Here is a 26,086-nt window from a genome sequence, read left to right on the forward strand (position 1 = left end):
GGCGGGCCCGGCGCCCGCCGTACGGGCGGCGTCAGGACATGCTGCTGACGAGGATGGCGCCGAGCGCTATCCCGATGATCATCCCGACGCCGGCGGCGACGGCGGCCCACTTGCCCAGCGGCTCACCCCGCGTGTGGCCGACGATGCCGAGCACGATGCCGGCCAGCCCGAACAGGATCGGGATGAACAGCACGGCCACCACCGCGCAGACGAACCCGATGATCGACAGGACCTGGCTGCTCGGCGCCTGCCGCTGAGGTGGCGGCGGAGGAGGATAGGGCGGCGGCTGGCTCCACTGGTCTTCTCTGGCGTGCGGTACGTCGTCGCCCTGGGGCGGCTCGTGCGAAGAGGTCACTGGCCGGCTCCTCTCAAGATATGAACAACATCACACACCGAAGGCGCCGGTCCTGTCGAGCCGAACGAACATCGACATATAACGAAATCAGGAGGCTTTTGCTGAGCGCGAAAGCTGGGGCGGCAGAGGCCGGGCGTGCACGACGTCCAGCCGGGAGACCGCGCGGGTGAGGGCGACGTACAGGCGGTTCAGCCCGCGCCGCTCGGCCTCGGCGATGGCCGCGGGCTCGGCCACGATCACGTGGTCATACTCCAGGCCCTTGACCAGCGAGGCAGGCTGCACGCTCAGGCGGCCGTCCGCTTTCAGTCCCTCATCTCCGAGCGCGGACGTCAGCGCCTCGACGTCGGCGTCCGCCGCGATCACCCCGACCGAGCCCTCGAACGCCAGCGCCTCGCGCACCGCCTCCACCACTCCCTTCTCCAGCCCGGCCGCCTCGGTGACGCGCAGTCGGCCGTCCGAGCGGTACGAGCGGGTCGCGGGCACCTGGACGTCGAGCGCGGTCAGCAGCGTGTTGGCCAGCTCGACCACGGCCGCAGGAACCCGGAAGCCGGTGGTCAGGGCGATGACCTGGCCGTCCGGCTTGCCCAGCAGCGCCATGCGCTCCGGCCACGAGGAGGCTGCCCACGGGGTGGTGCCCTGGGCCAGGTCGCCGAGGACGGTGAGCGAGCCGTGCTCGCTGCGCCTGGCCACGGCCCGGCACTCCATCGGCGACAGGTCCTGGGCCTCGTCGAGGATGACGTGGCCGTAGCCGCGCGGGCGCTCGATGAGGCCGGCGACCTCGTCGAGCAGCACCAGGTCGGCCGCCGTCCACTTGGCGGTCTTGACGCTGCGGGGCGGCTTCGCCCAGGTGATGGCCGCCCACTCGGCGTCCGTCAGCACGCCGCAGGCCGTGTCGCCCCGGAGGACCCCGTACAGGACCTCCGCCGGCTTGACGGCGGGCCAGACGGCGTCCAGGAACGGGGTGACGCCGCGGGCGATCCTGCGGGTCCAGGCCGCGTTGGCCGTCTGCCCCCTGGCCTCGGCCTGGCGGCGGATCGCGGCGACCACCCTGGCCTGGACCCGCTCCCGGCCCACCCCGTACGGCAGCGACTCGCGGCGCGTGTCGTCCACGATGCGGCGCAGCTCTTCCTCAGTCACCCGCCACCGGTAGGAGCCGTCGGGCACCGCCACCGGCTCGACCGGCTTGCCGATCCGCCCGTACAGCGCCCTGCGCAGGACCTCGGCCATCCGCGCGTCGTGCTTGACGATCGCGGCGGCCTCGCTGTCCACGGCGGTGACGGGGACGGTGGCGAGCAGGCGCTCCAAGGTCGTCTGCTCGACCTCCATCTCGCCGAGCGCGGGCAGCACGGCGGAGATATAGCCGAGGAAGGCCCGGTTCGGCCCGAGGACGAGAACGCCGGAGCGCTCGAGCCGCTGCCGGTGCGCGTAGAGCAGGTACGCCGCCCGGTGCAGCCCGACCGCCGTCTTGCCGGTGCCGGGCGCGCCCTGGACGCAGATCGAGGCGTCCAGGTCGGCGCGTACGAGGTCGTCCTGCTCGGGCTGGATGGTGGCCACGATGTCCCGCATGGGGCCGACGCGGGGACGTTCGATCTCGGCGGCCAGGATGCGTGACTTGCCTTCCTCGCCCTGTTCGAGCCGCTCGTCCTCGAAGCTCGTCAGCGTCGTCCCGGACCAGCCGAAGCGGCGGCGCACCGCGACGCCCTGCGGGTCGCGCGCGCCGGCCCGGTAGAACGCCCGCGCGACCGGCGCGCGCCAGTCGATCACCACGGGCGGCCCGCCGTGCTCGCCGGTGATGTGCCGCCTGCCGATGTGGTACGCCCGCCCGCTGTGCTCGGCCGAGTCCTGGCCGAAGTCCAGTCGGCCGAAGAACGGAGGGCCTTCGGGCTCCTCGCTCAGCTCCTTGGCCAGGCTCTTCAGGTGGCGTCCCAGGCGCTCGGCGCTGTAGCGGTCGCCGGCCACGGACTCGCCGACGATCACGTTGTCGCGCGCGCCTTCGAGCATCCTGCGCAGACCGGCCGTGCAGCGTTCGACGTACTGCTTCTCGTCCTCGAGCGTGCCCATTCGCGCCTCCCTAAAGCGTTAACTCGGTTAAGAGTTTAACCAGGTTAACGCTTTGGCGCTAGAGTGTGCACATGACAGGACTACGAGAGCTTCAGCGACAGCGCGTCCACGAGGCCATCTCGACGGCGGCCGTCGCGCTCTTCCTGGAGCGCGGCTTCGACGAGGTGCCCGTGACGGAGGTCGCGGCGGCGGCGGGGGTGTCGAAGCCGACGCTGTTCAAGTACTTCCCGACCAAGGAAGACCTCGTGCTGCACCGGATCGCCGATCATCAAGGCGAGGCGGCGCGTGTCGTGCGGCAGCGCGCGCCGCACGAGCGGCCCTTGGAGGCCCTGCGCCGCCACTTCCTCGACGGGCTCGCCAGGCACGACCCCGTCACGGGGCTCAACGACGATCCGGAGGTGCTGGCCTTCAACCGGATGGTGTTCTCCACGCCCAGCCTGGTCGCCCGGCTGTTCCGGCATATGTCGCTGGACGAGCAGGCCCTGGCCGAGGCGCTCGCGGAGACGACCGACGACCTGACCGCCGACCTGGTCGCCGGGCAGGTGCTGGCCGCCCAGCGGGTGCTGGCCCGGCGCAACGTGGAGCTGCTGGTCGAGGGGCGGCCGCTGGAAGAGGTGGAGCGCGAGGCGGTGCGGGCAGCCGAACGCGCCTTCTCGCTCCTCCCCTCCGAAGTGTGAGCGCGGGCGGCGGGCGCCTCAGGGAAGCGCGCGCCTAAAGCGGGCGCCTCAGGAAAGGGGGCGCGGGGCGGGAAGGCGGAGGCGGTCGACCGCGTCGCGGCGGGTCTTCTCCGGGCGGCGGTCGTAGCGGGCCGTCGTGGCCGGGGAGGAGTGCCCCACCAGGGCCTGGGCCGTGGCCAGGTCCACGCCCGCGTCCAGCAGCTCGCCGATGAACGTGCGCCGGAAGTCGTGCGCGGTACGCCGGGCCGCCCCCGCCTCCGACAGGCGGCGGGCCAGGATGTCGGCGATGCCCTGCCCGGTCAGCCCCACAGGCCGCCCGTCGCGCGTCCGCAGCCGCCCCGCCTTGCTGATCGGGCTGAACAGCGCCCCCGGCGAGGTCCCCCGGATCGCCAGCCACCGCTCCACCAGCCCGATCGCGTCGGTGGTGAGGTAGACGAGGCGCTCCTTGTCGCGCTTGCCGCGCACCCGCAGCGACCGGCTGCCCGGGTCGTAGTCGGCGAGCGACAGGCTCCCGAGCTCGGCGCGGCGGCAGCCGGTGGAGTAGAGGACGGCGATCAGCGCCGCGTCCCGCACCCCCGACGGCGAGTCGTCGCAGGCCGACAGGGCCGCCCCCACCACCTCGGGCGGCACGTGGTGCCCGGTGGGCAGGCGGCTCTGGCGCACCGGGGCCAGGTCGGAGGCGCGGGCGAAGTCCTCGGCGCTGGTCTGGCCGAGCCGCCACGCCTCCTTCAGCACCCGCCGCAGCGCCACGAGGTGCTTGTTCACGTAGGCCGCCGACCAGCCCTGGTCCGTGAGCATCGTACGGATGCGGACGGTGTGCTCGTACCGCAGCAGATGCCACGGCTGGCCCGCGCCCGTGGCACGCTCGTCGCCGGTGAGCAGCCGGGCCAGCCGGTCGAGGCAGCCGCGCATCGTGCGGCGCGACTCGGGGCTGGTGAGCGAGTCGAGATAGACCTGGTACGGGTCGCGCGCCGGCTCGACCGGCGGCGCCACCTCCTGGGGGACGGCGGGCAGGCTCACCCAGCCGATCTTACGGCCCTCGCCCCGCGCGGCCGGGTCAACGCGTGATCTACACGATCTGAACGCGCCGTCTACCGCTCGTCGGCACTGTTGATCGAGGCCGCCAGAAGGCTCTGCCGGCCCACGTCGACGAGGAGCCGGTGGGGAGCGCGGTGTGAGAACTCGTTGGACCCTGACGTCGGTGTCAGCGATGGCGGCCATGGCCCTGTCGTGCCTGGCCGCCCCATCCTGGGGCGCGGTCCCAGGGCGCGGGGCGCAGGCCGCGCGGACGGCCGACCCGCTGCCCCAGGTGACTGAGGCCGAGGCGGCGCGGGCCGCCCGTGAGTCGGGGCGGCCGGTGGAGGTCCTCGGCCTGCGCGGCGAGAGACAAGAGGTGCAGGCCCAGCCCCAGGGGGGGTTCGTCGCGGTCGAGCACGTGAAACCGGTCCGCACCTTGAAGGACGGCAAGTGGGTCGGCATCGACACCACGCTGCGCAAGGACGCCGACGGGTCCGTCCGGCCGGTGGCCACCACCGTCGATCTGCGGCTCTCCGGCGGCGGCGACGCGCCCATGCTGTCGATGACCCGGGCCGGGCGCCGGATGTCGCTGTCGTGGCCCGGCCGCCTGCCCGCGCCCGAACTCGAGGGCGACACCGCCGTGTACCGGGGTGTGCTCGGGCCCGACGTCGACCTGCGGGTCCGGGCCACCGCCGAGGGCGCCTCGCACGTGCTGGTGGTGAAGACGCCCGAGGCGGCGCGCGATCCCCGGCTGGCCAAACTCCAGTTCGGACTCTCTGCGCCGGACCTGCGGCTGGCGGGGGACGAGCGGGGCGACCAGTCGGCCGTCGACCCGGTGACGGGCGCGGAGGTGTTCACGGCTTCGCCGCCGAAGATGTGGGACTCCAGCGAGCCGGCCGGGCCGGCGCCGGCCGCGGGCACAGGGCTGCGCAGGCCGTCCGCAGCGGCGCCGGGGGACACCTCGCGCGTCGCGGTGATGAAGATGAGTGCCGACGCCGCGCACATGACATTGGAGCCGGACCAGGGGCTGCTCACCTCGCCCGACGCGAAGTTCCCGATCTACATCGACCCCGTGTGGTCCGCGCCCAAGAACTCCGCCAACCTGATGGTCTCCAGCGGCGGCTGGGAGGCGCATGACTTCGACGACGAGGGAATGGGGCGCTGCCCCATCAGCCTGCCCCCGGCCGGCGCCTACTGCGGCAGCTCCCACGTCAAGCGGCTGTTCTACCGGATGCCGACCAGCCGTTTCGCGGGCAAGCAGATCCTGTCGGCGGAGTTCTCCGTCAAGGAGACCTGGGCGCCGTCCTGCGACGGGCGATCGGTGCACATCTACCGGACCACCGCCTTCGGCAAGAGCTCGACCTGGAGCTCGACCAAGGACAACTGGGCGGACTACCTCACCTACCGGGACGTCGCCAAGGGCCACTCGAGCAGCTGCCCTGCGGGCGATGTGATCTTCAACGTCGAGTCGGCCGTCAAGGAGGCCGCCAGGAAGGGCTGGTCGAACACGACGTTCGGCCTGCAGGCCGGCCACGAGGACGACGAATACGGCTGGAAGCGGTTCGACGGGGAGGCGACCCTGCGCGTGTACTACAACACCGCCCCGCCGCAGCCGCAGATGAAGCAACTGCACTCCAGCCCCGGCGGCCCGTGCCCTGCCTACGGCCACACCACGCCGGTGAACCGGCTGCCGATGCTGTACGCCGACAACCTCACCGACCCCGACAACAGCGGCGCCGAGGGGGAGAAGCTCAACGCCGAGTTCCTGGTCACGTGGAAGGACGCCTCCGGCACCGAGCACCGGTGGAGCACCACCACGCCTAAAAAGCAGTCAGCCAAGGGCTCGCACCGTTCGTCGTTCTCGGTACAGGTCCCGGCCGGGCTGATACCGCCGAACACCGACTTCGACTACCAGGTGCGGGCCTACGACGGCGCGGCGTGGAGCCCGTGGAGCTGGGCGGGCGCCGCCACCAGCTGCTATCTGCGCTATGACCCCACCGCTCCCCGCACCCCCGTCGTCGGCTCACCCCAGTACCCGGAGCTGAACCCCGACGACCCGGATGTGACCGCGCGTGACGGTGTGGGCCGCTACGGCTCGTTCGCGATCACCTTCGATTCTGAGGTGACCAAGTTCGCGTACGCGCTCAACACCACCCCCGCCCCCGCCTCTGCGGTCGCCCGTGCCGCCAACCCGCAGACGGTCCAGGTGGTCCCGACCCGCGCCGGCGTCAACATCCTGTACATCACCGTGTGGGACGCGGCGGGGAACTTCTCGGTCGGCGACTACCGGTTCTGGGTGAGTGAGGGCGCCCCGGAGAAGGCGCGCTGGAAGTTGGACGAACCCGCAGGCTCCTCCGCGCTCACCGGTGAGACGCCTGGGATCGCCGCCCGATCCGGTGCGGGCGCCACCCTGGGCGCGGAGGGCAAGACCGGCAACGGCCTCAGCCTCGACGGCTACGCCGGTGGCTACGCCGCCACCGACCTCGCCGTCGCCGACACCACCCGGAGCTTCACCGTCTCGGCATGGGTCCGGCTGCGCAAGAACGACGCCTTCTACAACGTCCTGGCGCAGGACGCGTCCGTCCAGAGCGGTTTCCAGCTCGGCGTGAACCCCGCCCCCAGCTCGTGGGTGTTCAAGACCCCGGCCAACGACGTGAACGGCGGGAGCGGCCCGTGGACCGGGGCGATCGCGCCCACGCCGCCGGAGCTGAACGTCTGGACCCACCTGACCGGCGTGTACGACGCGCCCGCCAAGATGCTCCGGCTGTACGTCAATGGCATCAAGGCCGCCGAGACCCCGGTCGCCTCTGTGCTCGACGCCAGGGGCGCGTTCCAGATCGGCCGCAGCCTCTTCGACGGCGGGTACGCCAACAACTGGCCGGGTGACGTGGACGAGGTCAAGGTGTTCGCCGAGGCCCTGTCCGACGCCGACGCGGCGAGCCTGGCCGCCAGCTCCACCCCTGCGGATCGCAGGCTGACGGCCCACTGGCGGCTGGAGGAGCCAGCGGGCAACGAGCGGGTCTACGGCGAGGGCGGCGGCCCGCTCTCCGCCACCGTGCAGGGCGGAGCGACCCTCGGCGTCCCGGGGCAGGTCGGGACGGCCATGCAGCTCACCGGGCCGGGCGCGTACGCCTCCACGGCCGGCCCGGTGCTCAACACGATCGGGAACTTCGCCGTCGCCGCCTGGGTGAAGCTGCCGACCACCGCCGCCACGGACATGACGATCGTGAGCCAGGACGGCGCCAACCAGAGCGGCTTCTACCTCAAGTACCGGGCCGCGAACAAGAAGTGGGCGTTCATGCGGACGGCGGGTGACGTCACGGCCCCGACGAGCCTCACCGCGTACTCGGCCAACACCGCCGTGCTCGGCCAGTGGACCCACCTGGTCGGGGTCCAGGACGTCGTGGCCGGTAAGCTCCGGCTCTACGTCAACGGGGTCGAGAGCGGCACCAACAACCTGCCACCGGTATGGCAGGCCGGAGGCGGGCTGCAGATCGGCCGGTCCAAGTGGAACGGCGCAGCGGTCGACTATGCCACGGGCGCGATCGACGACGTGCGGATCTACGACCGGATCCTCTCGGTCGAGGAGGCCCAGGACCTGTTCACCGTCAAGTCCGACGTCTTCGGCCGCTGGCGGCTCAACACCGCGACCGGCACCCCGGCGACCAGCCCCGACTCCGCGCCGGCCGCCGTGAAGCACCCGGTCAAGCTGGCCGGCACGGCCAGGATCTCCACCGACCCGGGCCTGAGCATCGTGACGCCGCCGGACGGCCAGGTGGCCGGGGCGCTCGACCTTCCCGGCGGCGACGGGGACTACGCCACGGCCGACGGGGCGGTGATCGACAGCTCCGAGAGCTTCACGGTGTCCGCCTGGGTGCAGACGGCCGGCACTCCCACCAGGTCCATGACCGTGCTGGGCCTCGCCGGCGCCACCAACAGCGCCGTGGCGGTCCGCTACGACGCCGCCAAGGGCTGCTACGTGCTGGACGTGCCCAGCGTGGACGGGACGGGCGGCGCCACCGCGACGGTGGAGCACTCCAGCTTCCACCAGGGCGGTTTCGGCGACTGGGACCACCTGGCGGTCGTCTACGACGGCTTCAACAGCCGGATCACGCTCTACGTCAACGGCGTGCGGGAGGACGCCGCCGAGGCGCCGACGGTGTCGTACCGCGAGAACACCCGGGTGTTCGCACCCATCACCTCTGTTCAACTCGGGCGGGCCAGGACCGGCGGCGCCTATCCCGCGGGCCAGAACTGGCGCGGCCAGCTGGACGACGTCTGGGTGCTGCGCGGCGCGGCCACCGAGGAAGAGGTCGCCTACCTGGCCAACCCCACCGAGATCGACGAGCTCTAGCCGTGGAGGATGCTGTGCGTAGCGGGAGGAACGGGCGGCGTGTTCCGCGCCTGGTCGCGACCCTGACGGCGCTCGTCGTGTGCGCGGGGCTGCTGGCGGCGGCGCCGGTCGAGGCCCCGCCGGTCGCGGCGGACACCGACCGGCTGCTGCCCAAGCCGGCGGACCCCGACAAGACGGTGGCTGGGCACGAGATCAAGGTCAAACCGCGCAAGGTGGACGCCTCTGTGGCCCACCCGGCGCCACCGGCCACCGTGACGTGGCCGAAGGCGGGCGTCGCCGAGGTCTCCCTGCCTGCCGCCGCGCCCGGCCTGCGCGCGTCGGCCCCGGCGGCCACGAAGGCGGGCGCGCTTCCGGTCTGGGTCGGCGCCGCCCCGTCCGCCCCGTCCGCTGCCTCATCCGCCGTCGCGTCTGCCGCCTCGTCCGCTGCCCCGGACAAGGTGCGAGTGCGGATGCTGGACCGCGAGGCGGGGCGGCGGGCCGGTGTCGACGGGGTGATGTTCTCCGTCGAGCCGGCCGGCCCCGCGTCAGTCCCGGAGAAGCTGGCCGTACGCCTGGACTACTCGGGGTTCGCCCGCGCGTACGGGGCCTCCTACGGCTCCCGCCTGCGGCTGGTGCGGTTCCCCGCCTGCGCGCTCTCCACGCCGGACGCCGCCGGCTGCCGTACGGCGACACCGGTCGCCTCGGCCAACGACACCGAGCACCAGAGCGTGAGCGCGGAGGTGACGACGGCGTCGGCGGACGGCGCGGCGACCGTGCTGGCGGCCGCGCCGGAACCGGCCGGTGACAAGGGCGACTACAAGGCGACTCCGTTGTCGGCGTCGGCGACGTGGGGCGTCGGCGCGCAGTCGGGGGATTTCACCTGGTCGTACGCCCTTCGGGTGCCGCCGGTGCCCGGCGGGCTGACACCGGGCGTCACCCTGTCGTACTCCTCCTCGTCCATCGACGGCCGCACGTCCAACACCAACACCCAGCCCTCCTGGGTAGGCGACGGGTTCGACCTGTGGCCCGGCTTCATAGAGCGCCGCTACAAGCCCTGCAAAGACGACGGCGTGCCGAAGAACTCCACCTGGGACACCTATCCCGGCGACCTGTGCTGGGGTTACGACAACGCCACGATGACGCTGAACGGCAAGGGCGGCGAGCTCATCCCGGCCGGAGGCAACACGTGGCGGATGAAGAACGACGACGGCACCCGTATCGAGAAGCTGACCAGCGACTCCGTCAACAACGGCGACGACGACGGGGAGTACTGGAAGGTCACCACCACCGACGGCACCCAGTACTTCTTCGGGCTGAACACCCTGGCCCTGGAGAATCCGCAGACCCAGTCGGCCTGGACAGTGCCCGTCTTCGGCGACGACGACGGCGAGCCGTGCCACAAGGCGGAGTTCAAGGACTCCTGGTGCCGGCAGGCGTGGCGGTGGAACCTTGACAAGATCGTCGACCGGGACGGCAACGCGATCACCTACTTCTACAAGCAGGAGACCAACCACTACGGCCGCAACCTCAAGCCCGAGGACGAGACGTCGTACGTGCGCGGCGGCTACCTCGACCACATCGACTACGGTCTGCGCGCCGACAACCTTTTTCCGGGCAAGGCCCCCGCACGGGTCGACTTCGAGGTCTCCGAGCGGTGCCTCCGCTCCGAGGATGCGGACTGCGCCGAGGACAAGATCAAGGACCATCCCGAGTACTGGGAGGACGTGCCCTGGGACCTGCACTGCGACGCCGACCAGGAGTGCAAGGAGGAGCACGGCACGCTCTCGCCGACGTTCTGGTCCCGCAAGCGGCTCACCCTGATCAAGACCGAGATCCTCAAGGAGAACGGCGTTGACTACCGCCCGGTGGATTACTGGGAGCTGAAGCACGCGTGGGGGATGGCGGACGTCGACCGGCAACTGCTGCTGACGTCCATCGTGCACACCGGGCTCGCCGGCCAGGACCCGGTCGTGCTGCCGCCCGTGTCGTTCGTCTACACCCAGCTGCCGAACCGGGTGGACAAGTTCGGTGACGACGTCGGCCCGTTCGTGAAGAACCGGCTCGGCACGGTGTACAACGAGTTCGGCGGAGTGCTGGACGTCAACTACTCCGCGGCCGACTGCACCACAGCCGACCTGCCGACCCCGCAGACCAACCAACGCCGGTGCTTCCCCACGTACTGGATGAAGACCAGCGGCGAGAGCGACCATCCCACGCTCGACTGGTTCCACAAGTACGTGGTGACCCAGACCGTCCAGACGGACCTGACCGGCGGCTCGCCCGACATGGTCACCAAGTACGACTACGGCATCGGGCACCCTGCCTGGCACTTCGACGACGACGACGGGATCACACCCGAGAAGTACAAGACGTGGTCGCAGTGGCGCGGCTACGACAAGGTCCGCGTGATCAGCGCGGCGACCAGCGGTGCGCCAGGTCAGGTCGACCACTGGTACTTCCAGGGCATGGACGGCGACCGCCTGAACACCTCCGGCGGCAAGAAGGACGTCGAGGTCTCCGACGACGAGGGAGGCGGCCCCTACCCCGACCACGAGTCCCTGCAGGGCTTCGAGGTCCGGACAGTCACCTACGACAAGGCCGGCGGAAAAGTCGTCTCCAAGAGCGTGGCCTCGCCGTGGCACCACCAGACGGCCTCCCGTACCCGGTCATGGGGAACGGTCACCGCCAACCTGGTCGGCGCCAAGACCACCCGACAGATGACCGCCCTCGACGGCGGGAACTGGCGGGAGACCAAGACCACCACCAACACCTTCGACACCACGACCGGCGCGCCCACCCAGGTCGACGACTTCGGCGACGTCGCCGTCGACACGGACAACCGGTGCACCACCGTGACCATGGCGGCACAGAACACCGCCGACTGGCTGGTCGCCCTGCCCGCGCAGGTGCGGACGGTGGCGGCGTCGTGCGGCAAGACCGTGGACTTCACCAAGCAGCTCATCTCCGACGTTCGCACCTACTACGACGGCGGGGCCCTTGGAGCGGCGCCGACCAGGGGACTGGTCACGGCGACCGACAAGGTCGCGGCCACCGGCACCACCAGCACCGCCGTCCGGTACGTGCCCGGGAGCAGGACCACGTACGACGCCTACGGCAGGCCCAAGACCATGACCGTGGTCGACAACACCGCGGACACCCCCGTGGAGCGCACCACGACCACCGCCTACACCGAGACCAGCGGCTTGACCACCAAGACGACGGTCACGGGGCCGCCGGTCAAGAGCGGGGACGCCGGCTCGGCGATGACCACGACCACCGAGCTCGATCCCGCCTGGGGGAACACGCTCAAGTCCACCGACGAGGGTGACAAGACGACCGTCTTCTCCTATGACGCCCTCGGCCGAGTGACCAGAGTGTGGGCGCCGGGACGCGGCACCGACCAACTCCCCGACAAGCAGTTCGGCTACCAGATCGTGTCCGGCAAGATCATCGCGGTCTCCACCAAGGAACTGAACAAGGACGGCGGTCAGGACACCGCGTACGAGCTGATAGACGGCTGGCTGCGGTCCCGCCAGACCCAGCAGCCCGGCCCGGACGGCGGTCGCCTGGTCAGCGACACCTTCTACAACGCCCAGGGCAGCGTGGACCGGACCTACGCGGCGTACTACGCCGACGGCGCCCCCGGCACGTCGCTCTTCGGCGTGGACACCCCGGGCCAGGTGGAGACCCAGACCGCCTACACCTACGACGGGCTCGGCCGCGTCCTCACCGAACGGCTGCTGGCCGGCAACAGCGACGCGGGCGAGAAGTGGCGCACCACATACGCCTACGGCGGTGACTGGACCACCGTCACCCCACCCGACGGCGGCATTCCCACCACCACCCTCGTCGACGCGCAGGGGAGGAAGATCGAGGTCCGCCAGCACAAGCCCGGCGGGTACGACTCGACCTTCTACACCTACACCTCCAGGGGAGACCTGGCGTCGATCAAGGGGTTCGGCGGCCACAACTGGACCTACAACTACGACGTGCGCGGCAGGAAGGTTCAGGCGTCCGATCCCGACAAGGGCGTTTCCACATTCACCTACGACGACCTCGACCGGCTCGTCCAGACCGAGGACGCGCGCGGCAAGAAGATCAGCACCACCTACGACCCGATCGGCCGTCAGATCGCCCGGTACGACACGACGAGCGGCAGCCCCGGCACCAAGCTCGCCGAGTGGACGTACGACACGGTGCGCAAGGGACAGCCGACCGCCTCCATCCGCTACGAGAACGGCGCCGTCTACACCGAGTCGGTCAACTTCTACGACAACCAGAACCGGCCGACCCGCACGACCGTGACCCTGTCCGGCCTGCCCACAGCCGAGTCCGCGCTCGCGCCCTCCGCCGGCTACCAGTTCAACACCGTCTACAACCTCGACGGGAGCGTGCAGTCGGTCAGCAGCCCGGCGGCCGGCGGACTGCCGAATGAGGTGATCGCCACCACGTATGACGACCTCGGCCGCGCGATCAAGCTGACCAGCAACCTGGCGACGTACGTCATCGGGACCGACTACAGCAAGACCAGCAAGCTGCTCGGCAGGCGGCTGTCCACCGGAGGCAAGCAGGTCGACCAGACCTACGGGTACGAGTTCGGCACCCAGCGGCTGAAGACCAGCACGACCGTCCACGCCGGCATGCCGGGTGTCGACCGCAACGCCACCTACGGCTATGACGACGCGGGCAACATCACGCAGATCACCGACGTCTCCCGCGACGGCACCGACAACCAGTGCTTCCGCTACGACTACCTGAGGCGGCTCACCGACGCCTGGACCCAGGCGACCGACAGTTGCGTGACCGATCCGGCCTCGGCGACCCTGGGCGGCCCCGCGCCGTACCGGACCGCGTACACCTTCGACGCCTCCGGCAACCGCGCCACCGAGACGCAGTACGACACGTCCAACAAGCTCACCGCCACGCGCACCTACGCCTACGCGGGTGGCACCGGCGTCGGCGCCTCGTACAAGGGGCACCAACTCGCCACCGTCACCACCCAGACCGGGACAGGCGGGCGCACCGACAGTTACGCCTACGACGCCACCGGCAACACCACCAGGAGGACCACCGGGGCCGGCGACCAGACGCTCTCCTGGGACGCCGAAGGCCATCTCACCAAGGTCACCGACTCGGGCGCCGGTGAGACCAGCTTCGGCTACGACTCCAGCGGCGACCGGCTGATCCGCCGGGACCCGACCGGCACGACGTTATACCTGTCCGGCCTGGAGATCCGCCTCAACAAGGGGGCCACAGCCACCCAGGCCACCCGCTACTACAGCCACGACGGCGACACGGTCGCCATGCGCACCACCGCGGGGGTCACCTTCCTGTCGCCCGACCACCAGGGCACCGGTGAGGTGGCGATCGACGCGACGACCGGCACACTCACCAAGCGCCGCTACACCCCCTTCGGCCAGCCACGTGGCACCGAGGCCGGCGGCTGGCCGGGGGAGAGGGGCTTCGTCGGCGGCACCATCGATTCCAGCACGTCCCTCACTCACCTGGGCGCTCGTGAGTACGACGCGGACATCGGCCGCTTCATCTCCGTCGACCCGCTGTTCAACCTCGACTACCCGCAGAGCTGGGACGGCTACTCCTACGCCAACCAGACCCCCGTCACCCAGAGCGACCCTGACGGCCTCGACGGCCCGCTCCACGGCAACCCGAACTGCTACTACGCCAACAAGGGATGCCCCCACTCAAATCCTGGAGGAGGTCACAGCAGCCCGAGCAGTTCGCCTCCTGCCAAGAAATGTCACTTCTTGTGTCACGTGCGCAACTTCACGGGCGGCGCGGCAAGCGGTCTCCTCAACGGCACGCTGGGCACCGCCAAGAATTTCCTCGCCGATGTCTATTACGGCATCGTGAAAATGTCCTGCCCGCCCGGAATCCCGACCGGATGCGTCGCGGCGGCCGACGACGCCCAGGCCAACAGCCCTCTCTACAAGGACATCCCGACCTGGGGCGACAAGAACAGCAAGAACTACAAGGTCGGCAAGTTCGTCGGCGAATGGGCTCCGGTCGTCATCGGCGGTGCAGGGGCGGTACGGGCGGGCGCTGCGAAGCTTGCCGAGAAAGCCGCGGCGAGGGCCGCCCGGAAGGGTGCGGCGAAAGTAGGGTCCAGGGCCGCAGCCAGAGCAGGGAGAAGCGGAGGAGGTTGCACACGCAACAGCTTCATCCCCGGCACCAAGGTGTTGATGGCGGACGGATCCTTCAAGGCGATCGAGCGGGTCAAGGTGGGCGATCGGGTCCTCGCCACCGACCCGGGCACCGGCAGAACAGAAGCGAGACAGGTTACCGCTTTGATCGTCGGTGAGGGCATCAAGCACCTCGTCAAGATCACTGTGGACGTTGACGGCGACCGAGGCGATCGCACCGGGAGCGTCACCGCGACCGAAGGCCATCCGTTCTGGCTGGACGACCTGCGAGAGTGGCGTGACGCGGACCAGCTGCAGCCGGGCATGTGGCTCCGCACCAGTGCCGGCACCCACGTCCAGATCACTGCCGTCCAGAAGTGGACCGCCACCCAACACGTCCACAATCTGACGGCCGACGACATCCACTCTTACTATGTCCTGGCGGGCGCCACACCGGTGCTCGTTCACAATTGCGGCACTGGCTCAGTCTCCAACAGCAGGCCTAACGATCTTCCGATTGAACAAATGGAGGCTGACTTAGCGGGGATTTCCCCGATGGCTGCCGGCTCACCTGGTTTCTCGCGCGCAGCGTCTGAGGGCGGGACCTTCCTCTGGACGGTCGGCGAGGGAGGAGACTTGAACATGGTTCGAGCCGCACCTGGCATCCACCACACAGTGGCGAGCGGCGGTGAGTCGGTCGCCGCCGCAGGGCAGGTGACGTTCCGAAGTGGTGGCGCGGTTTCTTCATTCGATAACCTCACCGGCCACTACACGCCGCCCTGTGCAGAGTGTGCTGCAGCGTTCATCGGGCGCGGCGTCGACGCCTTCGCCAAGGCCGGAATAAGAATTCCGCGATCAGTGATTACGGACTATGGCGGGAGGGCCCCGTAAATGGGACTGGAGTCTGATCTTCTGGAGATTCGGAGCATTCCGGTTGATGGGCTCCCCGGCTGGATCCGCAGACGCTTTCCTGGAGGGAGCTCCCCCCAGTGGTGGTTGGCGGTTCTCGAGTCCCTGGAGACCAGCGTAACCCCCCTTAGGGAGGTGGCTCCAAGCCGACGGAGCCGCGACTTCAAGCTCGGCGTGGAGGTCGTCAGGTTGGCGGTCGCCAGGGGCGAGATCAGGCCGCCCGTGGGGGCGTACTGGATGCTGCGACTCGCAGCCGTGGCGCTCCGTTTCGACCCGCCGGTCGCCGGCCTGCCTGAGCTTCTGACGCCGGACGGAGCTGCTGAGTGGGCGCTCAATCGAATGCCTATCTCGCGTGAACAGGCGATCGTGGACTCTGAAGCCAGGAAATCGGAGTACATGGCCGCCGACGATGATTTCTATGCGCCCGTCGGGCAGGCTTTCTCTGTGGATAACGAGGTAAATGTCGGATTTACTGCATTGCAGGACGTCGAACTAATCTTGTCTGCCCTTCCGTGGGTCTCTTCCGCGGTGACGACCAGCCGGACACGTCGCGAGATTGATGCCTGGCTAGCAATTCGGGATCAGCTGTAGCGCTGAGTCTTCCTGCTCCATCGCCGCTAGCAATGCATTGCGCGGTTGATGGGCAGGTTCGGATTTGTGGGAAATGTGGTGGTGGACGGCCTGCTTCTCGGCGAACAGGCGTAGGAGGTGGGGCATGTGATAGCGGCCCGGTTCGGGGGAATCCAGGAGGCGGGCGTCGAGGAGTTTGTCGAGTAACTCTTCGGTCTGGTCGAGCGCTGTGTCGGCGACTGTGGCGGCGAGAGGGATCGTCACATGGAGGTGGCGTGAAAGGGCCAGAAGACAGAGCAAGCGAGTCAGATCTTCCCGGCTGGGGTCGCCCTCCAGGTCACGCAAACTGACGGCGAAGGAGGAGCGAAGGGACAGATCCTCTGCTTGAAGCTCGTCCAGGCGGTGCTGTTCGTTCTCCAGCTTGTCCGCCAGCCAACGCAGGGGCCAGCGTGGGCGGGACGTCAGGCGGGCGGCGACGATGCGTAGGGCGAGAGGGAGGCCTTCGCAGTAGCGGACAATTCGCAGAGCCGCGTCCGGCTCGGCGGCGACGCGGTCGTCGCCCGCCAGGCCGCCGAGCATGGTCAGCGATTCCTGCTCGGACAGGGCGTTCAGGTGGTGGACGGCATGGCCCAGGCTTGTCAAGGAACGCCGGCTGGTTGACACGACCCCGCACCGCTCGCCTGGGAGCAGGGGTGCGACCTGGGCGCCGTCCACGGCGTTGTCCAGGAGCACGAGCATGCCACGGTCCGTCGTAAGAGACCGGAAACGGGCGGCCGCCTCGGCTGTTTCCGTCGGCACGTCCGACGGCGCGACACCGAGCGCCCGCAACATGCGCCCCAGGGCTTCGGCGGGCTGGAGGGGTTTCAGAGTTTCGCGGGATCCTTGCAGGTCGACGTAGAGGCACCCGCCGGGGAAGTGGTTGCGCAGGAGATGGGCCAGATGGATGGCCAGCGCCGACTTGCCCATGCCGCCGCCCCCGGTGATCACGACCGCTCCCGGCCCGTCAGAGCCGGTCATGCGCCGCTGTAATGAGGCCAGGTCTTTCTGCCGGCCGGTGAACGCCGGAACGTCCCGGGGCAGTTCCAGGGGCGGCGATGCCGAGGCGGGGCCCTCCTGCCCAGCGCTGAGGATGGCCACGGGACGAGCGGACGCTCCCGGACCCGGCAAGGACCGGCCCTCGAGGATGGCATGGTGCAGCTCTTGCAAGTCAGGTCCGGGTTCGAGGCCGAGTTCCTCCACAAGCACCTGTCGCGCCCGCCGGTAGGACTCCAGGGCGTCGGCGCGGCGGTCGGCCGCGTACAGCGCCCGCATGAGCTGCCCCCACAGCCCTTCCCGCAGCGGATGCTCGCCAGTCAGCCCCTGAAGCTCCTGGATCAACTCGGGACCATGCCCCTGCAGCAGGCCCGCCTCGATGCGGGCCTCCGTGGCGGTCAGCCGGCGCTCGTCCAGCCTGCTCACCTCGGCGCTCACCGCCGTGGTGAGCAGGGCGTCGGAGTACGGCTCCCCGCGCCACAGCGCGAGCGCCTGGGTGAGGAGCAGATGGGCTTCCTCCGCGGCGCCCTTGGCCAGCGCCGCCCGCCCCCGCGCCGTCAGGGCGTCGAAGCGGGCGACGTCGGTCGCGTCGGCGGCGCAGCGCAACTCGTAGCCGGACGCCCGGGTGAGGACGGTCTCGCCGGCGAGGCCGCCGAGCGCGCGGCGCAGTTGCAGGATGTAGCCGCGGATCAGGGTCGCCGCCGTCGTGGGAGGCTTGGCGGGCCACAGCTCGGCGATCATGTGGGCTGTGGTGACCGGCCTTCCGGCCCCCATCGTCAGCAGGGCCAGCAGGGTCCGGGGGCGAGAGCCGGGGACCGAGACCCAGTCTGAGCCGGTCCAGACCCGTATCGGCCCGAGGACCTGTAACCGCATGTACCACCCGCGCCCATTCATCGACACCAGGGCGAGCGATTCGCCGGTGCCTGGCCAGGGTGCCGCAACGGGCCGGTACGTTCCAGACTTTTGCGTCTGAGCGCAAAGTCGCAGCTCGCAGGGACGGGACAGGATCAGAAGGGGCCGGTGAGGTCCCCCAGCTTGTCGGTCAGCTCCAGGTTGGCCGAGTAGTCGACCGGCACCGCGACCACCGACACCACGTCGTCCGCCAGCGCTCTGCGCAGCGTCGGCAGCAGCTCGTCAGCGCTGGTGACCTGATAGCCGCGCGCCCCGAAACTTTCCGCGTACTTCACGAAGTCCGGGTTGCCGAACGTGACGTTGGAGTCGCGCCCCAGCTCCAGGTCCATCTTCCATTCGATCAGCCCGTACGCGCCGTCCACCCACACCAGCACCACGAACGGGATCCGCTCCCGCACGGCGGTCTCGAGCTCCTGCGAGTTCATCAGGAACGCGCCGTCACCGGTCGCCGCCAGCACGCGACGATGGGGGAAGGCCAGCTTGGCCGCCAGCGCGCCCGGCACCGAGAAGCCCATGGACGACAGCCCGTTGGAGACCAGCATCGTGTTGGGCTCGTATGTCGGGTACATGCGGGCCATCCACATCTTGACCGCCCCCGTGTCCGCCAGGACGATGTCCTCGCGCCCCATGGCCGCGCGGATGCCGGCCACCACGCGGCGCGGCGACAGCGGGAACCCGTCCTCCGAACGTCCCTGCTCGAGCTCCTCCCGCACCATGCGCCGGATCTTCTCCCCGGTGCCGTTCATCTCGAAGCGCCGGTGCACGGCGTCACCGAGCGCGTGCAACGACCGCGAGATGTCCCCCTGAACGCCCACCGTCACCGGATAGTGGTCGTCCACCTCGGCCGGGAACCGGTGAATGTGGATGATCTTCTTGTCCCGCAGCGGGTTGACCTTGGCCGGGTCGAACTCCTGGAGCTCGTACCCCACGCTGATCAGCACATCCGCCTCGTCGAACCCGAAGTTCACGTAGTCGTGGCGCATGAAACCCACCGCGCCCAGCGCGTGCCGGTGGTCGTCGGGGAAGACGCCCTTGCCGTTGAACGTGGTCGCCACCGGCAGCCCGAGCCGCTCGGAGAAACGCACCAGCGCCGGAGCGGCCCCGGCGCGCGTGGCGCCGTGCCCGGCCAGCACGATCGGCCGGCGCGCGGTGGCCAGCACGTCGGCCGCGCGGGCGATCTGGGCGGGGGAGGGGTCCTGGGGCCGGACCACGTTCACGGGGAGCGGGCTCAGGCCGGCGGGCACCGGCGCCGACTCGACGTCCTCGGGGATGGCGAGGTAGACGGCGCCGGGACGTTCGGTCTGGGCGGTCTTGAACGCCTTGCGGATCATCTCGGGCAGCGCCTGCGGCGACGGCACGAGCTCGGCCCACTTGGTGATCGGCCGGAACAGCGACACCAGGTCCACCACCTGGTGCGACTCCTTGTAGATGCGGTCGAGCCCGACCTGCGCGGTGATCGCCACCACCGGCGTGCTGTTGGTGGTGGCGTCGGCCACGCCGAGCTGCAGGTTGATCGCGCCAGGGCCGAGCGTGGCCGAGGCCACCCCGGGCTTGCCGGTCAGCCGGCCGTAGATCTCGGCCATGAACGCCGCGCCCTGCTCGTGCCGTACGAGCACGTAGCGGATGGAGGAGTGCTGGAGCGCGTCGACGAAGTGGATGTTCTCCTCGCCCGGGATGCCGAAGACGTACTCGACGCCTTCCGCCTCCAGTGCCTGCACGATGAGCCGGGCCGCGTCGGCCTGCGGTGACATGGGACACGCCTTCTTTCCTGTATGACCCTGTATGACCCTGTACGCCGTCGTCCCTGCAAGCACCGGAGGGTCGCCGTTCATTCCGGTGGCCGGCGGGTAAGTGAAGAGCGGCTCCCCGCACTGATCCCGCACCACGAGGGGACCGGAAGATGGTGGAGCGACCGTTCTGTCTGACGCTTCTGGGAGGCTTCCGGCTGCTGGCCGGAGGTGAGCAGCTCGCCGTCTCCAGCGGGTCCGAACGTCTGCTCGCATTCCTCGCCATCAGCCGCAGGACGGTGCCCCGGAGCGTGATGGCGACCACGCTCTGGCCCGACGCGCCGGAGAAGCGCGCGCAGGCCAACCTGCGTTCCGCGCTGGCCCGCCTCGACGGCGCCGGGCGGCGGATGCTCGACGTCGGGACGACCGAGATAGGGCTGTGCCCCGAGACCGGCGTGGACTTCGACGAGGCACGGGCGCTGGCGCAGCGCCTGCTCGATCGCACCGCCGAACTCGGCGAGAGCGAGGTCGGCACGCGGTCCGTCGAGGTGCTGTCCGACGGCCTGCTGCCCGGCTGGTACGAGGAGTGGGTCCTCGCCGCCGCGGACGAGTGGCACCAGCTGCGGCTGCACGCCCTGGAGGCGCTGTCGGCGATCTTCGTACGGCAGGGGCGGTTCGCCGAGGCGGTCACGGCCGCGAGCGTGGCCGCGCACGCCGAGCCGCTGCGGGAGAGCGCCTGCGCCGCGCTCATCGAGGCCCATCTCGCGGAGGGTAACCAGGTGGAGGCGCTGCGCTATTTCCAGCTGTACGAGCGAAATCTCCGCACCGAACTCGGCCTCCAGCCGACCCCCCGATTGTGCGAGCTGGTCGCGGCTCTGCGCGCCAGGCGAGAGCGCTGAGCCGGGCCGGTGACGCTCCCGTCACGCCGCCATCACGGCGCGGTGACACGGCCCCGGCCACGCTGTGGGTGACAGGAAGGGAGACCAGGATGCGCATCAACAAGAGTCTGATGCTGGCTGGTCCAGCGCTTCTCGCCGCTGTCGCTCTCGGACCGGTCACGGCCTCGGCCACCCAGGCCCTCGCGGACACGACCGCGACCAGCGTGCAGACCAGCACGCACGCCGCGCCCGTGCCGCCCAAGGACAGGCAGAAGCAGTACAACCGCGGCAGGACCACCGGCTTCACGGAGGGTCGCGCCGACTGCAGGGCCAAGGCGCCGTACAACCTCCGGCGCACCGCAGGTGGTGGCTACTACCAGCGCGGATTCATGGACGGTTACAACGAGGGGTTCCACAGCTGCACCCCGATGACCAAGTAACCTCCGCCCATGGACGGGACCCCACCCCGCCGCCGCCGGGTGGGGTCCCCCCCTTTCGCTCATGCCAGGCGGCCCACGCCGTCGAGCAGCCGCTCCACGTCGGAGCGGTCGTTGTAGTGGACCAGGCCCGCGCGCACCGCCCCGCCCGAGTCGCGGATGCCGAGCGCGCCGGTCAGCTCCCAGGCGTAGTTGTGGCCGTTCCAGACGTTCACGCCGAGCCCGGCCAGATGCTCGGCCACCTGGCGCGGGGTGTGGCCGGCCACGTTGAAGTAGGCCGTGGCGGTCCGCCTGGCCGGCTTGCCGTACACCGTGACGTGCGGCATCGTCTCCAGCCCTTCGATCAGCCCCGCGAACAGCCCCAGCTCGTGCTCCTCCACCGCGGTCATCGAGGCCAGCAGGCGCTCGCGGCGGCTGCCCGCACCGGGCACCAGGGCGGCCAGGTGGTCCACGGCCGCCGTCACCCCGGCCAGGTCGGCGAACGCCGCCGTCCCCGTCTCGAACCGTTCCGGCACCGTGTCGGGAGATGAGGCCAGCTTGTCCGGCCTGAGCGTCTCCAGCAGCGCCGGGTCGGCCACGACGGCGCCGATGTGCGGCCCCGACCACTTGTACGCGCTCGTGGCGTAGAGATCGGCGCCGAGCGCGCGCATGTCCACCGGTCCGTGCGGGGTGGCGTGCACGCCGTCCACGTACATCAGCGCGCCCGCCCGGTGCGCCAGCTCGGCGATGGCGGGCACGTCGGGGCGGGTGCCGAGGATGTTGCTTGCCGCCGTCACCGCGACCACCCGGGTACGCTCGCCGATCAGCTCCGCGTACTGCTCGACCGGCAGTTCCCCGGTGACCGGGTCCACCTCCGCCCAGCGGACGCCGGCGCCGGTCTGGGTCCACGGGCGGACGTTCGCGTCGTGGTCGAGCCTGGAGACCACCACCTCGTCGCCCGGCCCGGTGAGGGTCCTGGCCAGCCGGTACGTCAGGGTGGTCATGTTCGGGCCGAGGATGACGCCGTCCGGGTGGCCGCCGACCAGGTCGGCCACGGCGGCGCGGCAGCCCGCCACGATGGCGTCCGAGCGGTGGCTGGCGGGGAAGGCGCCGCCGACGTTGCCGATGCCGGTCCGGTAGGCGGCGCAGACGGCGTCCATCACGGATCGCGGGGTCTGGGTGCCGGCCGCGCCGTCGAGGTAGGCGAAGCCGTCGGCCAAGGCCGGATAAGAGGAACGTACCGATTCCACAGGGAAAGGCATGATAGGTAGATGCTCACCCTCAGGGACCTCAACCGGGCCACTTTGGCACGCCAGCACCTTCTCCAGCGGCACGAGGGTGACGTGGCGGACGTTGTGCACCACCTGGTGGGGCTGCAGGCCCAGGAGCCGCGGCCCCCGTACCTCGGGGTGTGGTCCAGGCTGGCGGGGTTCGCGCGCGACGACCTGCACACGGCGCTGCACGCGCGCACGCTCGTGCGCGCCACCATGTGGCGGGCCACGCTGCACCTGGTGACGGCCGCCGACTTCGCCGCGTTCCGGCCGCTGCTGCGGCCCGCGCTGGAGGTCGCGGCGCGCCGCTTCGAGGGGCTCGACTTCGACGCCGTCGTGGCCGCCGCCGACCGGCTGCTGGCCGCGGGGCCGATGACCTTCAACGAGCTGCGGCCCCGGCTGCTGGAGGAGTTCCCCGGCGCGTACGACCGGGCGCTCGGATACACCGTGCGCCTGCTCACCCCGCTGATCATGGTGCCGACCGAGGACCGGTGGAGTTTCCCGCGCGAGTCCGCCTTCGGCCTGCCCGGCGTCCCCCTGGCACCCGTCGGCGTGGAGACGCTGATCGGGCGCTACCTCGCCGCGTTCGGCCCGGCCACGCCCGCCGACGTGCAGACCTGGTCCGGGCTGCGCGGCCTCAAGCCGATCATGTCCGGCATGGACCTGGAGAGGATCAAGGACTGCACCGGAAGGGAGCTGTACGACCTGCCGGACGCGCCCAGGCCGGGCGGCGAGGCGCCCGCTCCCGTGCGGTTCCTGCCCGACTTCGACACCCTGATCCTGGGCCACGCCGACCGGACCCGCGTGCTGGCCGACGAGTACAAGGGCCTGGTCGCCACCAAGAACCTCCGGGTCAAGGCGGTCTACCTGGTGGACGGCTTCGCGGCCGGGACATGGCAGATCAAGCGTGCGGGCAAGCGGGCCAAGCTGCTCATCAGCCCGTTCACCTCGACCCCGCTGGACCTGCTCGAGGAGGAGGGGCTGCGGCTGCTGGCCTTCGCCGAGCCCGACGCGGCCCCGTCCCTCGAGCTGGAGGCCTGACCTCCGGCCGTCGTGAGCTGCGTAATGCGGAAGCTACCTTGCCGCATTGCTCCGTACGCTTCTCGTATGATCCTCAACCAGCGGGTCCTCGCCCGTACCACGCTCGACCGCCAGCTCCTGCTCACCCGCTCGTCCCTGTCCGCGCTGGAGGCCGTCGAGCGCCTGGTCGCCGTGCAGGGGCAGGACATCGACGCGCCGTACATCGGGCTGTGGTCGCGCCTGGCCTCCTTCACCCAGTCCGACCTGGCCGCGCTGCTGTACGGGAAGCAGGTGGTGCGGGGATCGCTGCTGCGCGTCACCCAGCATCTGGTCTCGGCCGACGACTACCTGTGGATCCGGCCGCTGCTGCAGGCGATGTTCTCGCGCAGGCAGGGGGCATGGAACCGGATGATGCGGGACGTCGACGTGGAGGAGCTGACCAAGCTCTCCCGCGAGCACCTGGCCGGTCGCACGCTCACCCGGTCGCAGCTGCGCGACCTGCTGCACGAGCGGTGGCCCTCGGCGGACGCGGCGGCGCTGGGGTGGTCGGCGCAGGCGCTGGTGCCGGTCGTGCACACGCCGCCGAACGGCATCTGGGGGAGGCGCGGGGCCACGCCGTTCGCGCTCGCCGAGGAGTGGCTCGGGCGGTCCCTGGAGGCGGCGCCGTCCGTGGAGCGGCTGGTGGTGCGGTATCTGGCGGCGTTCGGGCCGGCGAGCGTCATGGACATGCAGATGTGGTCGGGGCTGACGCGGCTGCGGTCAGTGGTGGAAGAGATGCCGTTGTTACGGAAATTTCATGACATCGAGGGTCGTGTCCTTTATGACCTCCCGGATGCTCCGCTGGCCGCCGAGGACGTGCCCGCTCCCGTACGGTTCCTGCCCTGGTTCGACAACCTCGTCGTGGCCTTCCACGACCGGAGCCGCCTGATGACCGCCGACCAGCGCAAGGCGATCTGCGTGGGAGCCGTCATCTACCCCACCTTCCTCGTCGACGGAACTGTCGGTGGCATGTGGGACCTTAAGAACGGCGTGCTGACGGTCGAGCCCTTCCGCCCGCTGCCCGACGGCGTGATGGAGGAGCTGGCCGTGGAGGGGGCACGCCTGATGGCCTTCGCGGGTGTCGAGGAGGGGAGCATCGCATGGCTGCCGCCCAGGAGCTCTACGACGATCTGATCATGGAGCATCTCGTCCGTCCCGAGGTGAGCCTGGGGCGCATGTTCCACGCCGAGGGGCTCAAGGTCAACGGCAAGGTTTACGCCTTCTTCGCCAAGTCCAAGGACGGGGTGGTGCTCAAGCTCCCGGCCGGGCGGGCTCGGGAGCTGGTGGAGGAGGGGACGGCCGAGGTGATGGTGATGGGGGCACGGCGGATGCGGGAGTGGGTGGCGCTGCGGTCGCCGGACGAGGACGTCTGGCGCCGCCTGCTGACGGAGGCCGCCGACTACGTGGCGTCGCTGCCCCGCTGACGGCAGGCCGATGCCGCGAATCATCCGTCCGCTCGGAGCCACGTACCTGCAACCGTTGGGTAGCGTGGTCAGAGGCGGTCCGCACGGCCCGCCGCTTCCCCGTCCGTCGAAAACCCAAGGTGGCGATCGCCCACGGTCATCACGTTCAGTTCTGACCCACGTTCGAAGCGTCGTGTGTCCAAAGCGAGCGAGGAGAGTGTTTTGTCCGAAGCAGCAGAGGTTCTCGAACTCGACGACAACGTCGCCGACGGTGGCACGGCCGTCGGCGCAGACTCGGTGAAGGCGTATCTCAAGGAGATCGGGCGCGTGCCCCTGCTCACCGCCGAGCAGGAGATCGAGCTGGCCAAGCGCATCGAGGCCGGGCTGTTCGCCAGGGAGCGGCTCGACACCGAGCCGGGCCTGTCCGCCGATCTACGTGCCGATCTGGAGTGGATCGCCGACGACGGCACGCGGGCCAAGCGCCGCATGCTGGAGGCCAACCTGCGGCTGGTCGTCTCCATCGCCAAGCGCTACACCGGCCGCGGCATGCTCTTCCTCGACCTGATCCAGGAGGGCAACCTGGGGCTGATCCGGACGATCGAGAAGTTCGACTACCGGCTCGGCTACAAGTTCTCCACGTACGCGACATGGTGGATCAAGCAGGCCATCACCAGGGCCATGGCCGATCAGGCCCGGACGATCCGCATCCCCGTGCACATGGTCGAGCTGATCAACAAGGTGGCGCGGGTCGAGCGCCGGCTGCAGAGCGACCTCGGCCGCGAGCCCACGCCGGAGGAGATCGCCAAGGAGACCGAGCTCGACGTGGACCGGGTCATCGAGGTCCAGGGCTACGGTCGCGAGCCGATCTCGCTGAGCATGCCGCTGGGCGAGGAGGGCGACAGCGAGTTCGGCGACCTCATCGAGGACACCGAGGCAGTCTCCCCGGCCGACGCGGTCTCGTTCACCCTGCTCCAGCAGCAGCTGCACGCCCTGCTCGACCAGCTCTCCGAGCGCGAGGCGGGGGTGATCAGCATGCGGTACGGCCTGGCCGACGGCAAGCCGAGGACGCTCGACGAGATCGGCCGCGTCTACGGCGTCACCCGCGAGCGCATCCGGCAGATCGAGGCCAAGACCATGTCCAAGCTCCGCCACCCGTCCCGCTCCCTGGCGCTGCGCGACTACCTGAGCTGACCCTCCCCTGTCTGAAAGGCTGTGCAAACGGAGACTCAAGACTGTCGCCCAAGGCAGGTGAGGGCCAGGGGCGCTGTCCTAGATTCCCAGGCGTGAAACGCTCCCGTTCGAGCCTCGTCCACCAGGTCGGCTACG

At 70.2% G+C, this 26,086-nt stretch carries 15 protein-coding genes and 1 pseudogene; 10 read left to right on the forward strand and 6 right to left on the reverse strand.

Going from position 1 to position 26,086, the window contains the following annotated elements:
* Positions 1-31: 31 nt before the first annotated feature.
* The gene (locus tag ABD830_RS32495; protein ID WP_344995932.1) at positions 32-355 is read right to left on the reverse strand and encodes a hypothetical protein; all 324 of its coding nucleotides are present in this window, start codon (positions 353-355) and stop codon (positions 32-34) included.
* A gap of 87 nt (positions 356-442) precedes the next feature.
* Entirely contained in the window at positions 443-2,416 is a 1,974-nt protein-coding gene (locus tag ABD830_RS32500; protein WP_344995935.1) for a HelD family protein, read from the reverse strand.
* A gap of 71 nt (positions 2,417-2,487) precedes the next feature.
* Between ABD830_RS32500 and ABD830_RS32505 the strand changes: the two genes are divergently transcribed.
* Positions 2,488-3,093: a TetR family transcriptional regulator gene (locus ABD830_RS32505; RefSeq protein WP_344995938.1), complete on the forward strand. Its 606-nt coding sequence runs from the start codon at positions 2,488-2,490 to the stop codon at positions 3,091-3,093.
* A gap of 48 nt (positions 3,094-3,141) precedes the next feature.
* On the opposite strand, the gene ABD830_RS32510 is transcribed toward ABD830_RS32505, so the two are convergent.
* Positions 3,142-4,113 carry a tyrosine-type recombinase/integrase gene (locus tag ABD830_RS32510; protein ID WP_344995941.1) on the reverse strand — a complete coding sequence of 324 codons (972 nt, stop codon included), beginning with the start codon at positions 4,111-4,113 and terminating at the stop codon, positions 3,142-3,144.
* Between the two features lie 190 nt (positions 4,114-4,303).
* Here ABD830_RS32510 and ABD830_RS32515 point away from each other — a divergent pair, with 190 nt between their 5' ends.
* The 3 genes from ABD830_RS32515 (at position 4,304) to ABD830_RS32525 (ending at position 16,083) form a co-directional block, all read left to right on the forward strand.
* Positions 4,304-8,464: a LamG-like jellyroll fold domain-containing protein gene (locus ABD830_RS32515; protein WP_344996056.1), complete on the forward strand. Its 4,161-nt coding sequence runs from the start codon at positions 4,304-4,306 to the stop codon at positions 8,462-8,464.
* Positions 8,465-8,478: 14 nt separating this feature from the next.
* Positions 8,479-15,474: a polymorphic toxin-type HINT domain-containing protein gene (locus ABD830_RS32520; protein WP_344995944.1), complete on the forward strand. Its 6,996-nt coding sequence runs from the start codon at positions 8,479-8,481 to the stop codon at positions 15,472-15,474.
* A gap of 255 nt (positions 15,475-15,729) precedes the next feature.
* A complete protein-coding gene (locus tag ABD830_RS32525) occupies positions 15,730-16,083 on the forward strand; it encodes a hypothetical protein (protein WP_344995947.1) in 354 nt (117 codons plus the stop codon).
* On the opposite strand, the gene ABD830_RS32530 is transcribed toward ABD830_RS32525, so the two are convergent.
* Positions 16,060-17,967 carry an AfsR/SARP family transcriptional regulator gene (locus tag ABD830_RS32530; RefSeq protein WP_344995950.1) on the reverse strand — a complete coding sequence of 636 codons (1,908 nt, stop codon included), beginning with the start codon at positions 17,965-17,967 and terminating at the stop codon, positions 16,060-16,062. The genes ABD830_RS32525 and ABD830_RS32530 overlap by 24 nt on opposite strands.
* A gap of 134 nt (positions 17,968-18,101) precedes the next feature.
* The gene (locus ABD830_RS32535; RefSeq protein ID WP_344995953.1) at positions 18,102-19,757 is read right to left on the reverse strand and encodes an acetolactate synthase large subunit; all 1,656 of its coding nucleotides are present in this window, start codon (positions 19,755-19,757) and stop codon (positions 18,102-18,104) included.
* Positions 19,758-19,906: 149 nt separating this feature from the next.
* Here ABD830_RS32535 and ABD830_RS32540 point away from each other — a divergent pair, with 149 nt between their 5' ends.
* Positions 19,907-20,632 (forward strand): AfsR/SARP family transcriptional regulator, encoded by a 726-nt coding sequence (locus ABD830_RS32540; protein WP_344995956.1) that lies wholly within the window; start codon positions 19,907-19,909, stop codon positions 20,630-20,632.
* 89 nt (positions 20,633-20,721) lie between these two features.
* A complete protein-coding gene (locus tag ABD830_RS32545) occupies positions 20,722-21,051 on the forward strand; it encodes a hypothetical protein (protein WP_344995959.1) in 330 nt (109 codons plus the stop codon).
* A 59-nt stretch (positions 21,052-21,110) separates the two neighbouring features.
* Here the strand turns inward: ABD830_RS32545 and ABD830_RS32550 are convergent, their stop codons facing one another.
* Positions 21,111-22,277: a cysteine desulfurase-like protein gene (locus tag ABD830_RS32550; RefSeq protein ID WP_344995962.1), complete on the reverse strand. Its 1,167-nt coding sequence runs from the start codon at positions 22,275-22,277 to the stop codon at positions 21,111-21,113.
* Positions 22,278-22,298: 21 nt separating this feature from the next.
* Between ABD830_RS32550 and ABD830_RS32555 the strand changes: the two genes are divergently transcribed.
* The 4 genes and pseudogenes from ABD830_RS32555 to ABD830_RS32570 all read left to right on the forward strand — a co-directional run.
* The gene (locus ABD830_RS32555; protein WP_344995964.1) at positions 22,299-23,339 is read left to right on the forward strand and encodes a winged helix DNA-binding domain-containing protein; all 1,041 of its coding nucleotides are present in this window, start codon (positions 22,299-22,301) and stop codon (positions 23,337-23,339) included.
* A gap of 66 nt (positions 23,340-23,405) precedes the next feature.
* Positions 23,406-24,491 (forward strand): winged helix DNA-binding domain-containing protein, encoded by a 1,086-nt coding sequence (locus ABD830_RS32560; RefSeq protein ID WP_344995967.1) that lies wholly within the window; start codon positions 23,406-23,408, stop codon positions 24,489-24,491.
* Positions 24,458-24,781, forward strand: a complete 324-nt coding sequence (locus ABD830_RS32565; protein WP_344993124.1) for an MmcQ/YjbR family DNA-binding protein — start codon at positions 24,458-24,460, stop codon at positions 24,779-24,781. The genes ABD830_RS32560 and ABD830_RS32565 overlap by 34 nt, the downstream gene beginning before the upstream one ends.
* A 216-nt stretch (positions 24,782-24,997) precedes the next feature.
* Positions 24,998-25,951 (forward strand): annotated as a pseudogene (locus ABD830_RS32570) (RNA polymerase sigma factor); the annotation flags it as partial.
* Positions 25,952-26,086: the final 135 nt, after the last annotated feature.

The organism is Nonomuraea helvata, from assembly GCF_039535785.1.
Taxonomy (GTDB): domain Bacteria; phylum Actinomycetota; class Actinomycetes; order Streptosporangiales; family Streptosporangiaceae; genus Nonomuraea; species Nonomuraea helvata.